This is a genomic window from Actinomadura keratinilytica (assembly GCF_039539665.1).
In the GTDB taxonomy this organism is placed as follows: Bacteria; Actinomycetota; Actinomycetes; order Streptosporangiales; family Streptosporangiaceae; genus Spirillospora; species Spirillospora keratinilytica.
Map to the genome: position 1 here is coordinate 1 of NZ_BAABDO010000166.1, position 11,178 is coordinate 11,178.

General features: G+C 71.9%; 12 protein-coding genes. 7 read left to right on the forward strand and 5 right to left on the reverse strand.

Annotated features, from left to right (window positions below; translation table 11 throughout):
* Positions 1 to 341: 341 nt before the first annotated feature.
* On the reverse strand, positions 342 to 1,313 hold the full coding sequence (locus ABD879_RS30225; protein ID WP_345025140.1) for a hypothetical protein: 972 nt from the start codon (positions 1,311 to 1,313) through the stop codon (positions 342 to 344).
* A complete protein-coding gene (locus tag ABD879_RS30230; RefSeq protein WP_345025141.1) occupies positions 1,310 to 1,972 on the reverse strand; it encodes a hypothetical protein in 663 nt (220 codons plus the stop codon). Before ABD879_RS30230 ends, ABD879_RS30225 begins: the two co-directional genes overlap by 4 nt.
* Before the next feature lie 329 nt (positions 1,973 to 2,301).
* On the opposite strand from ABD879_RS30230, the gene ABD879_RS30235 reads away from it, so the two are divergent.
* On the forward strand, positions 2,302 to 2,511 hold the full coding sequence (locus ABD879_RS30235) for a hypothetical protein (RefSeq protein ID WP_345025142.1): 210 nt from the start codon (positions 2,302 to 2,304) through the stop codon (positions 2,509 to 2,511).
* Between the two features lie 625 nt (positions 2,512 to 3,136).
* On the opposite strand, the gene ABD879_RS30240 is transcribed toward ABD879_RS30235, so the two are convergent.
* Entirely contained in the window at positions 3,137 to 3,370 is a 234-nt protein-coding gene (locus ABD879_RS30240; RefSeq protein ID WP_345025143.1) for a DUF397 domain-containing protein, read from the reverse strand.
* 319 nt (positions 3,371 to 3,689) lie between these two features.
* Positions 3,690 to 4,673, reverse strand: a complete 984-nt coding sequence (locus ABD879_RS30245) for a hypothetical protein (protein WP_345025144.1) — start codon at positions 4,671 to 4,673, stop codon at positions 3,690 to 3,692.
* A gap of 847 nt (positions 4,674 to 5,520) precedes the next feature.
* On the opposite strand from ABD879_RS30245, the gene ABD879_RS30250 reads away from it, so the two are divergent.
* The 3 genes from ABD879_RS30250 (at position 5,521) to ABD879_RS30260 (ending at position 7,485) form a co-directional block, all read left to right on the forward strand.
* Entirely contained in the window at positions 5,521 to 6,213 is a 693-nt protein-coding gene (locus ABD879_RS30250; RefSeq protein ID WP_345025145.1) for a helix-turn-helix domain-containing protein, read from the forward strand.
* A 2-nt stretch (positions 6,214 to 6,215) separates the two neighbouring features.
* Entirely contained in the window at positions 6,216 to 6,893 is a 678-nt protein-coding gene (locus ABD879_RS30255) for an enoyl-CoA hydratase-related protein (RefSeq protein WP_345025146.1), read from the forward strand.
* A gap of 292 nt (positions 6,894 to 7,185) precedes the next feature.
* On the forward strand, positions 7,186 to 7,485 hold the full coding sequence (locus ABD879_RS30260; protein WP_345025147.1) for a hypothetical protein: 300 nt from the start codon (positions 7,186 to 7,188) through the stop codon (positions 7,483 to 7,485).
* Between the two features lie 46 nt (positions 7,486 to 7,531).
* Here ABD879_RS30260 and ABD879_RS30265 read toward each other — a convergent pair whose 3' ends face one another.
* Positions 7,532 to 8,674, reverse strand: a complete 1,143-nt coding sequence (locus ABD879_RS30265; RefSeq protein WP_345025149.1) for a coiled-coil domain-containing protein — start codon at positions 8,672 to 8,674, stop codon at positions 7,532 to 7,534.
* An 856-nt stretch (positions 8,675 to 9,530) separates the two neighbouring features.
* On the opposite strand from ABD879_RS30265, the gene ABD879_RS30270 reads away from it, so the two are divergent.
* From ABD879_RS30270 to ABD879_RS30280, 3 genes are read left to right on the forward strand one after another with little or no spacing between them, the layout of a single operon-like run.
* Complete coding sequence (locus tag ABD879_RS30270; RefSeq protein ID WP_345025150.1) at positions 9,531 to 9,656, forward strand: hypothetical protein; 126 nt, start codon at positions 9,531 to 9,533, stop codon at positions 9,654 to 9,656.
* A gap of 19 nt (positions 9,657 to 9,675) precedes the next feature.
* Positions 9,676 to 10,155: a DUF6879 family protein gene (locus tag ABD879_RS30275; protein WP_345025151.1), complete on the forward strand. Its 480-nt coding sequence runs from the start codon at positions 9,676 to 9,678 to the stop codon at positions 10,153 to 10,155.
* Between the two features lie 7 nt (positions 10,156 to 10,162).
* On the forward strand, positions 10,163 to 11,014 hold the full coding sequence (locus tag ABD879_RS30280; RefSeq protein WP_345025152.1) for a helix-turn-helix domain-containing protein: 852 nt from the start codon (positions 10,163 to 10,165) through the stop codon (positions 11,012 to 11,014).
* The last annotated feature ends 164 nt before the right edge of the window (positions 11,015 to 11,178 follow it).

Consider the following 11,178-nt stretch of genomic DNA (forward strand, 5'->3'; position numbering starts at 1 on the left):
TCAAGATCATCCAGCCGTGTCGCCGTCACCAACGTCCATGGTCAGTACACCTAGCGCCGCCGTCCCCCCTGGTCAGCGATCGTGATCAGATGGATGTCGGGCGCGGCGGATGGCGCCTCCTGCACGGCGGCGGCCGCGAGTTCCGGTGGATGCGCCGTTGAAGCGATGGCATGGCTTTCATGGGGCATCACGGTTCTCACATGGCGGTGACCTGGCGAAGAGGGACACGCATGAGAACGCGCTGGTCGCTTGGGTGTCTTGCAGAGGTTGGGCGGCCCCGTGGGTGTGCGGCGCCCCGCCCCCGAGGTGCCGGGGAGGGGCGCGCATACCGAGAAAAAGGGTCACAAGCGCATGTCGGCCAGTCGGCTGGCCAGGGACTGGTACTCGGCGTACCGGGCTCCGTGCGCAGCGTCGTACGCCGGCGGATCGCCGAGGGCGGCGACTTGGTCGGTGACGTCCCAGACGAGGCGATAGGCCAGCACATCGACGGCCAGGCGGGTCCACGCCTCGGTACGGTCGGAGGGAGGCCGGTAACCGAACGCGGCGGTGAACCAGCCCGGGAACAGCTCGTGGCGTCGAACACACTTGCCGATCCGGTCACGCAGCTTGGCCAGCAGTTGGGGGCGGGCGCGTTCGGCGCGCATGATCTGCGGTCCGACTTTCGTGCGCAGCGCGTCATCGGCCTCCAGCTCGGCGGCGGCGTCCAACGCGCGCTGCCGCAGCCGCTCGGCCTGCTGGTACAGCTGGTCCAGCTCGGCGCGTGCGGCGCGGAACCCGGCGGCTGCGGAGGTGTGCGCGGCACTGCCGGGCGTGCTGGTGGCGATGGTCTTGCTGTGCTGCAGGGTCTGGGTCTCCTTCTGCCGGGCCTGGGATGCGACGCTGTTGTACCGGTCGATCTCGCCGCGCAGGTACCGGCGGTGCTGCTCGGTGAGGAGGGACGCGCGGGCGGTGTCGCCGATCCGCACATGTCGGGCCAGCTGCGCCCAGGTGTCGGGTACACGGTCGAGGTCGACCGGCTCCAGCCCGCGCTCGGCGCGCATGTGGTACTCCAGCCATCGCACTTGCCCGGTCAGCCGCCGCAGTTCGGTGCGCACGGAGGCGACCTGGTCATCGTGGTCGTCGGCACGGTCGTCCAGTCGTTCGACCTGGCCGCGCAGTTCCTCCAGGCGGTAGTCGTTCTCCAGCTCGTACAACCGCTCGGCGTGCTCCTGGTTGACGGTGCTGTCGAGCTGGTCCAGCCTGCGCCGCAGGGAGTCGACGACGTCGGCGAGTTCTTCGACGTCGACGGTGGTGGAGGCGGTGGGGTAGGTCACGAGCGCGCCCCTTCCCGGGCCGCATGCCCCGTGCCGGTGGAGGTTCTGCGGTCTTCGGCGACCTCGGCCAGGACGTCCTTGGCCAGAGCGGTGAACAGCGGGCGGGTGAACACCGCCGCGAACACCACGAACACCCCCCACAACGGGGTGGACTGCATGGTCATGAAGAACGCGACGCCCACGGCGGCGAACACCAGGAACATGGCGTGTGCCTGGCGGACGAACGGCACATGCGGGCCGTCGGCCTCGGGCGGCACCTCGTCGGCGTATGCGTCGGCCGCCGCCACCAGCGCGACGAGTACCAGCAGAATCGCCGGGAGCAGCCAGGCGCGGTCCGGCCAGCCGAACGCCGCTGGCAACGCGGCGATGGCGGCGAGCCCGGCCGCCACCAGCGCCCCGCGGGTTGCCCGGGCGTTGCGGCGCTGCCGCTCCTGCTGCCGAATTTGATCGCGCAGCCGCTCCTCGGCCGCCAGCAGCTTCTCGGTCGCGGTGAAGATTGCGCTGGCAATCGCGGTGCGCTTGTCGCTGTCCTGCGAATCGGCGGTGTTCAGTCTGCGGTGCTGTTCGGCCAGGGCGGCCTGCAGCTGCTGTACCTGTTCAGGCGTGACCTTGCCCGCATCGTCGGGCTGGTTGGGGGAGTGAGCGGTGGGATCGGGCACATGTCCTCCACGCAGGGGGTTGGGGGTGGTGCCGATGCCGAATGTAACTCCTGCTTCCGACAAATCGTTCCCGAGGTATTGACTTTCTCCGCAGAAGAAGGTATGGGGCGCCCGAATCGGGTGCGGTGACCACGGCCGGATCCCGGTGCCCTCTCACTGTCGGCCGACCAAAACGAGGAAGCTGACCGCCTTGACCGCTGGCCGGGGGGTCAGGGGGCAAGGAGCTGACAGGGCACGTGTCCGGTCGTTCCCGCCATTGGAATGTGACCGAACGCATCGCAGTACCGGCTTCCTGACGGCCGCCTGAGGGCGCGCCACCGCTGGGGAGCGTGGCCACCGGCACGGTGCTGCGGGGGCGGCGGCATTGCGCCGGGGACGGGCAGAGCAACAGCCGCCAGGCGCCACCGGTCGCCCTTGAGGCGCTGCGCGCCTTGGTCACCGCGTGCGGCCTGACCGCTATGGCGGGACTGCGCGACCGGCTGCTGCTGGTCCCGACCGCCGTTCCGAGGACGCCGCGAGCGCCGCCGGGAACCCCCTGACACACCGACATGGCCCCGCGTCCCGATCAGGCCGAGATGGGGATGGCGGCCAGACGGTCCGGTCGTCGCCGAGCACGTGCATGGCACCGAACGCGAGCAGCCCTGAGCGCAGATCTGCACCGCCTCCGTTCGTCGGCGATCAGACCGGGACCGGGCGCGCCGGTCGTCCGGCTCGCCCGCTGCGTGGACTGGGCCCGCTGCGCGGTGACTCACCGGTGGCCCCACCGGCGGCGTCCGGCCGCAGGTGGGGCCACCGCCCCTGCCGGAGACCGTCACCAGCACCGACCATTGGAGGCGTCGGGGTCCACCGGAAGGGGAATGTTGACGCGGCCGAATGCCCACTAGGGCGTGTCGTCAAAGTGTCATGGCCACATCGGCAGGGCGGTCGACGTGTCGGCGACTCGGAAGGACTCGGCGGTCCTGCAGTGGCGCGGGTGGCGGCGCCGTGTCACCGCCCGATGCGGTCGAAAGCAGCGCTCGGCGACGCCGCGCCGCCGATGGATGCGCCTGTCGAAGAGCGGCCACATGGTCCGCATCGACCGACCAGCCCGCAGCCACTTTGACGACACTGCCTAGGGCCGCCCCGGCCTCATCATCCCACCGGCCGTGCGGGATCACGGGCGGGTCAGGGAAGGTCGTGACGGCCTTGTTTGATCTGGGCGAGGAGCCGCCGCCACTGGGTGAGGGTGACGGCGACCACGGGACCGGTGACGGCGTCCTTGCTGTCGCGGACGCCGATGAGGTCTCGTGACAGGCGCGCCGCCTCCACGCAGTCGTCGCCGGGCAGGGAACGGGAGCTCTTGCGCCAGCTGAGGTGTGCAGGGTTCCCGGTTGCGCGGAGCGGGTCTAGTCTCGGCATGACGAGCCGGACCTGCCTTTCTACGGTCGCTGGACGGTCGGTTCGTGTGGCGGAGGCGCTGTCCCGCGACACCGGGACGGCGGTTTCGATGACGGCGGCCTTCCTGCCGTCGGTGTCGGAGGCGGGAAGGCCGCCGTCGTCTCCGCAGGTCGGGGCGCCTGCGTTGGTGGGGCCCTGATCTGCGGCCCGGTGACCGCCATGCGGACGTCGACCTTTCTGCTCGGGGGGGCGGCGGGTGGCGCCCGTGCCGCAGGCGCCACCCGCGAAGGTGGTGAGGGAGCCCCCGTCGCCGTGGTGGGACGGGGCGTCCTTCCCCTGGTCAGGGGAGAGGACCGTTGCTGCGGGCCAGGAGTATCGAGAGCCGGCCGTGGGCCCTCTCCCACCGCTCGATGTCCTTGGCCGTGCCGTCCGCCCCGGCGATGTAGGCGCGCAGCAGGGCGCGCTTGGGCAGCTTGCCGTTGCGGCCGATGGTGGACAGCGAGCTGAAGGAGTAGGGCCGGTCCACCATGGGATGCCGCTGGGCCGCCTTGACCATCTCGCGCAGCGGCCGCTCCCCCACCTTGTAGAGCCGGAACTGCTTCAGCAACGCCACGAACTCCTCGACGGTGGTGGCCGTCATCGGGTCGGGTTCGTGGACCGCGGACGGGCGGCCGGCCCGCGGCTGGTGGTCCACCGCCCCGTCGTGGGGGTCGCCGTCTCCGGGGAGCTGCCGGAGGGCGGCCGCGTCGGACCTGGCGGGTGGACCTGCGTCGATCGTGGCTGTCTCCTCCTCGGTGTCGTCGGGGGCAGGCGGCGGGGGCCCGGGAGGGGCGGCGTCGCGGTGGGCGTCGCCGTCCGGGGCCCGGCCGTGCCAGCCCTCGCCGTGGTGCGGTTGGGATGTGCATGGCAGGTCGGTCGGCACCGGCGCGGCGGACGCCGGGGGACGCGGGATCTCACCGCGTCCGGGCGTCCCGCCCGTGGAGCACGGGGGCCCGGCCGCCGACCTGTCGTAGAGCCGCTGAGCCACCTGGATGTCGGCGGGTGCGGCGTCGCAGGCGATCAGCACCGCCTCCAGCGCCGCCCAGCTCGCGCCGGCGAAGTCGCCGGCGATGATCTGGCTGAGCCTGCGGGGGGTCACCCCGCGGCGGCCGGCCCTCTCGGCGACGGCCTCCCTGCCGCGGCGTTCGCGGAACACCTGGACGTACACCCAGCAGAAGACCAGGGCGTGCAGCCGGGTGGCGGCGTCGCACCCCGGATAGGTCTCCTCCAGGAACTCCTCGACTTCACGGACGGTCGGTTCCTGCCCTCGTCTGAGGGGGCGCATTAGTGTGGACGCGTTCGGCGGGGGGTGAGGCTGTCACCGGCCCCCTGCCTGCCCGCCGCCCGAATTGCACCGGGCGGGCTCCGCTTCGCTTCTTATGAGGTAGAAGATCGTCTGCATTGCGCTCCTCTGCGCTTTGTCCGATTTCTGGTGTTGTGCAGCTGGGACCGGGCATTTTAGGCGCAGCCGAACGGGTAGCGGCCGTCCGGCTAATCCCTGGTTGGGGACTTGCTGATCGGACTATATCCGTGCACGTGCCGTCAGGGTGGTGTGACTGGAAGGTCGAACACGCCATGTGCGGGCACAGGCGACGTTCTACACATAATCAAACAGAGAAGGGGGCTGACCTGGGGAAACGTCCCAAGATCGTTCTTGTTTTATTTTGTTTGATTGTGTCGTGGGGCGCGAAATCGGACGTGTTGCGGGTCCAAGTGCTGGATGATTGTCCTTGCACGGTTCGACTGCTATTGCCGATGCACGTGCATTTCTCGCGCCTGTCCGTGGGACCGGGTGGCGTGCGGGAATCCCGAAGGAGCAGGACCCCGGTAGCGCCCCGCGGGGGGACGGGGCGGGGCCTTCTCTGCCCGGGCCGGTGCGTGCCGGAGGTTTACAGCCCCTCCGATCCTCCAGTGCGCATCGGCCCACCACGCCCGCACGCCCGCCTGCCGCAGGACGGGAGGCCGCGGACCGTGCACTGGTCAAGGGCGGCCGTGGGCAGGCGATGACACCGAGAGCACAGGGCGGCCCCCGGCCGATGCTCGGTGCGGCTCGCTGCGACCGGCGACGGCGGTGTCGGCGGGCTTCGGGGGGCGGTCGAATAACAGAGCATCTGCTCTGTTACTTTACGGGCATGGCGCGACCTCGGCTGTACGACCCTGAGCTGATCCTGGACGCCGCCGAGCGGCTGGTGGCCGGCTCGGGGCCCGACGGCGTCACCATCCGCGGCCTGGCGGCCGCGGCGGGGGTGTCGAACGGGGCGATCTACCACGCGTTCGGGTCTCTGCCCGCCCTGCTGGGGCGGGTGTGGCTGCGGGCCGCCGGCGACTTCCTGGACCTGCAGGAGACCGCGGTCCGGGAGGCCGCGAAGTCCGCGGAACCGCCGGCCGGGGCGGCCGTGGACGCGGTGGTGGCGGCGGCCGACGCGCCGGCGGCGTTCGCGCTGCGGCGCCCCGCGGCGGCCCGGATGCTGATGAGCGTGGACCGCGAGCGGCTGCTGGGCCCCGAGCTGCCCGATGAGCTGGCCGCCGACCTGCTCGCGCTCGACCGGCGGCTGCTGGACCTGCTGAAGCGGCTGGCCCGGGGCCTGTGGGGGCGGGCGGACGCGGCCGCCGTCGAGGTCGTCACCCTGTGCGTGGTCGACCTGCCCACCGCCGCGTTCCGGCGCGCCCTGACCGCCCCGGTCGCCGACGAGGCGGCCGTCGCCGCCACGCCCATCGGCGCCGACACCCGGCGGCGGCTGGAGGCGGCCGTCCGCGCCGTGCTGGCCATCCCGCCGCCCGGCCGTCCCGGCCGCCGGCCCTCCACTTCGACGACCAAGGAGTGACCATGCCCGAACTGCGCAACGACGGCCCGGTGTTCGTCCTGGACCTGGGCGGGGACGAGAACCGGCTCTCCCCGGACTGGATCGGCGCCGTCCACGGCCACCTGGACAGCGTCGTGGACCGCTCCGGGCCCGCCGCGCTGATCACCACCGGCCGCGGCAAGTTCTTCTCCAACGGCCTGGACCTGGACTGGCTGGGAGCCCACCCCGAAGAACTGCTCCCCTACGTCGAGCGGGTGCACGGCCTGCTGGCCCGGGTGCTGTCGCTGCCCGTCCCCACGATCGCCGCGGTCAACGGCCATGCCTTCGGCGCCGGGGCCATGCTCGCCCTGGCCCACGACTTCCGTGTCATGCGCACCGACCGCGGCTACCTCTGCCTGCCCGAGGTCGATATCAACATGCCCTTCACCCCAGGCATGGCCGCTCTCGTCCAAGCCAAGCTCACCCCGGCCGCCGCCATCGCCTCCATGACCACCGGACACCGGTTCGGCGGTCCCCAGGCGCGGGAGCTGGGCCTGGTCGACGACGTCGCGGACCTGGAGCGGCTCATCGCCGTCGCCGACGCCCGCGTCCGGCCCCTGGCCGGCAAGGACCGCGCCACGCTGGGCGCGATCAAGACCACCATGTTCGCCTCCGCCCTGGCCGCGCTGCGCGACACCCGGGCCGCGGCGGCGACCGATTGACCGGCGCGCCCGGCCCGTCCTGCCGGCCGCGGGGCGGGCCGGGCCCGGTGCCGGGGCGACGGCGGCGACCACGCCGGACGAGGCGCCCGCGCCCAACGGGACGAGCAGGCCGAACGAAGGCAACGCCGATGAGTCCGACCGGCAACGGGCGATGGAAGAAGACCGCGTGCATCCTGGGCGAGAACGACTGCGGAATCCAGATCCTGCTGGACGGCCGCCGGTTCGCCAAGATCCGGGGCGACAGGGAACACCCCACAGCTGGTTCGCCCCCCTGGGCCGCCACGACACCGAGGTGCAGCGGACACCGGTCACCGGCACGCCCATGCCCGCGGGGCTGGTGCCGTGCAACGTCATCGCCGACGAAATCCTCGGCAACCATCCGCGGCGCTTCCGCGCCATGATGATCGATTCCTCGAACCCCGCTCACTCCCTCGCCGACTCCGCGGAGTTCCGGCGGGCCCTGGCGGCCCCTCATTCGGTTGGATTCGCCTACCCGCTCGGAGGTTCTGCAGCGACGGGCACAACCGGGCGATGCCTTCGCGGGGCGCGCCAGTGGGAGACGCAGCCGTTCGCCGTCTCGCGCGCCGCGTGACCGGACGCGTCCTGTCGTCCGCGCTGCGGCCCTGCGGCCGGGGCCTTTAACGCCCAGCGGGACCGGTGCTTTTTCGGAGCCGGGCCAGGTCGGCCTCGGCGGCCTGGGCGCGGTGTTCGGCGGCGGCGGCGCGTTCGCGTTGCTGGTCGGCGGTGGTGCGGGCGTGCTCCAGTTCGCGTTCGGTGCGGGCGAGCAGCCGCTTTACGGCCTCTGCGTCCCCTTGGGCCGTCACCAGGTCCATGCGGGCCTGCTCGGCGGCCTGGCGGTCCTGGTCGGCGCGCCGTTCGGCGGCTTCGGCGCGGACGGTGGCCTGCGCTGCCTCGTGGCGGGCGGCGTCGAGCTGCGCCTGCAGGGCGGCGGTGTGCCGGTCGGCTTCGGCGAGCCGTCGCTGGATGTCGGCCAGCTCGGCGCGGGCGGTGTCGCGCTCGCCGACCGCGGCGGCCAGCGCGTCTCGCAGCCGCTCGCCCTCGGCCGCGGCCTCGGCGTGCGCCTGCCGTGCGGCGGCGGCCTCCTCCTGGGCGACCTCGCGCAGGTGCCGTTCCGCGGCGAGTTCCTGCTCGGCGTCCTCGCGGGCCTGCTTGTGGCGGCCGGTCTGCTCGGCGGCGTCGTCGGCGCGCTGCTCGGCGGCGCGCACCCGCGCCTCGGCTTCGCGGATGCCCGGATCGCCGGCGGCGGCCGCGGCCTGCGCCTGGGGGCGGGCGCGTTCGGCGCGCTCCTCGGCCAGCCGGGCGCGGGCGTCGGCCTCTTCGGCGGCGCGCCGCGCGGCCTGCGCGTCCCGGCGGGCCTGCTCGGCTTCGGCCAGCGCGTCGGCCACGGCGTCGTCCAGCCGTTCCCGCACGGCTTGTACCCGCTCTTCGAACTCGGCCAGCAGCGCGGCGAGCCGGTCGCGCTCCTGCCGCAGCGTGCGGGTGGGCGCGAGCTCCTCGGCGTCCCGGCGGCGCCGCGCCCGGTTGTGGGCGTTGCGGTGCCCGTCGCTGCAGAACCTGGCGTCGGCGCGGGCGCCGCGCGGGATGGGACGGCCGCAGTGCTCGCAGGGGCGGCGCCCGGCGGCCCGAGTGGCGTCGGCGCGCGCTTCGACGGCGTCCGGGGACAGGTCGTCGCCCTGCACCGGGCCGTCGCGCAGCGCTCCCCCCGCGTGCTCAGCACGCTCAGCGCTCTCCCACTTCCCTACCGCGTCACTCTCACTCACGAGATCAGCGTAGCAAGGCGATCCGATCTGATGCTTAGTCGATCTGCATCGGATCGGATCGACTCTACGTGTCTCTGTGTAGATTCACACAATGCCGATTGTGTGAAATCTCCGATCCTGCCCGGATGCCGCGGCCGTTCCGCGCGCCGCCGCCTCAGATGGGCGCGGATGATGCTCGTGGAGTAGCCCGTGTCGGCGATGAGGTGCCCGGGCCGCACCCTTCGCCAGGCAGGTCACCATCACTGACACCGACCCGACCACGACGAAGTTCACCTGGAGCGAGACCGGCAGGTGCACCGGCGCCGAGCGCTTCGCCGACGTGGCCGAGGGCGCATCTGTCGAGGTGCGCGACGATGCCGGGGCTCGGTGTCGCGCACCTCGGCGGCTGCGTGACGGATGGGTTCCGGGAGGGCGGGAAGAATGCGACCAGGTGCACGTTCCTGATCCATCCCAAGGGCGTGCTTGAGCGTGGCGTCTACCGGGTGGTGGTTGGTCGGTAGGCGCCGGTGACGGTGGATGCCGCCCAACTAGGCCAAGTAACCGTGTGCGTCTGGGCGGCTGACACGGCCGGGCCACCTCGTCGTCCACCTGGTCGTGGCCGCGGGCATCTGCCTGCGGGACGCCTGGCCGGCGCTCGCGACGCTGCCCTGCACCGTCCATCTGGTCGAGTAGCCGGCAACCTCTCCCTTGACCCGGCCCCGACGCAGAGCAAGAGTCGTCGTGCACGCCTTTGCACACCAGCGGAGAGGCAGAACGGCATGGCCCTGGAGTTCCTGGGCAAGGACCCCCAGTCCGACGACGGGCAATCGCCTACCGTGTGGCGTGACCCCGACACCGGCGACTACGTCCTACGTGGGTGGAAGCTGGACGCGCCAACCGGGCGGACGTCGGTGACGACCCGCCGGGCGAGCTGACCATGCGGTTCCCCGCGCGGATGCTCCAGTTCTTTCCGGAGGTGGCCGGTGACGCCGACGTATCATGAGTTGCTTACCTCGGCCACCGTGTCAGCCGTGCACCTGGAGATGCGCGACGTCTACACGGTCGAGTCCGAGCAACAGCGCATCCAGGCGTGGCGAGACGGGCACCGCTGGGACCCCGCCGACCGCGCGTCCTGGTGGCGTCCCTGGCTCGACCTGATCGTCGAGACCGTCGGCCGCGGCGTCGACGTGCGCCGGGCCCGTGTGGTGTCCGAACCGGTCAGCGAGTACATCCGCTACAGCCACAGTTACGCGTTCACCAACGTCGCCGCCGGTGAGCGACTGCGGTGGCTGCCGCGTCGGCGCGCGTCCGACCTGGCACTGCCGGGCAATGACTTCTGGCTCGTGGACGGGCGCCTGGTGCTGTGGAACCACTTCGACGGCGACGGCCGCCCCACCGGTGTCGAGGTCACCGAGGACCCGGCGGCCGCCAAGCTTTGCGCGAGCGCGTTCGAGGCGGTCTGGGAACGCGGCGTCGACCACGAGGACTACCGACCCGCTTAGGCGTACCGTGTCCGCCACCTCGCCGTCGTCCAGCGTCCAGCAGGCCCGCAAGGCGCTTGCTGACCGTCTCCGAGACATCCGCGTCGAGTCCGGGCTGACCGCGACCGCGCTCGCGGAAGAGGCGGGGTGGCATCGCACGAAGGTCTCGAAACTGGAACACACGGCCACATCGCCCTCGGCCGCCGACATCCGTACATGGTGCCGGGTGTGTGGTGTGCCCGAGCAAGCCGACGAGCTGATCGCGGCCTTGCGCGCCGTCGACAGCATGTACGTGGAGTGGCGGCGGTTGCTCCGCACGGGCCTGCGGCGCCAGCAGGAGGCGCGGCTGCCGGTGTACGAGCGCACCCGGCGCTTCCGGGCCTACTCGTCGTGGCTTGTGCCCGGCCTGTTGCAGACCCGTGCATACACGACAGCCGTTTTGCGGTCGGTCCAGAAGCGCAGCGGCCTGCGCGACGACGTGGACGCGGCGGTCGCGTCCCGCATGGAACGGCAACACGTCCTGCACAGCGGAGACCGGCGGTTCGCGCTGCTGATGGAGGAGGCCGTGCTGCGGTCGGCGGTGTGCGACGCCTCAACGATGGCGGGGCAACTCGACCACCTGATCACGTGCACGTCGCTGCCGCAGGTGAGCCTCGGCGTGATCCCCATGGGTGTAGGTCGCACGCGGTGGCCGACGGAAGGCTTCTGGATCTTCGACGACAAGCAGGTGAACGTCGAGCTGGTCTCGGGGTACCTGACGATCACTCAGCCGGGCGAGATCGCAGAGTATGCCCAGGCGTTTACCGAGCTTGCGGCGATGGCCGTGTATGGCGACCAGGCGCGCGCTCTGATGCGCCGTGCGCTGGGGGCGTTGCACTGAGCTTCTGCACGCTTCTGCACACTTCTGGTCATGGATCTCTCGGCGGGTGGATCGTCTGTGACGGATGGCACCAAGCCGTCGGCCCCGGGCCGCTGGTGGGCAGCGGACCTCCCGGGGCCTCGCCGGACGACGGAGGTCCGACTGTGGACGATCGTACGGGCGTC

Bases quoted from the DNA above. Each gene is read 5' to 3' on its own strand.
- ABD879_RS30240 (WP_345025143.1), bottom strand. From the start codon at position 3,370: ATGCCGAGACTAGACCCGCTCCGCGCAACCGGGAACCCTGCACACCTC.
- ABD879_RS30245 (WP_345025144.1), bottom strand. From the start codon at position 4,673: ATGCGCCCCCTCAGACGAGGGCAGGAACCGACCGTCCGTGAAGTCGAG.
- ABD879_RS30250 (WP_345025145.1), top strand. From the start codon at position 5,521: ATGGCGCGACCTCGGCTGTACGACCCTGAGCTGATCCTGGACGCCGCC.
- ABD879_RS30255 (WP_345025146.1), top strand. From the start codon at position 6,216: ATGCCCGAACTGCGCAACGACGGCCCGGTGTTCGTCCTGGACCTGGGC.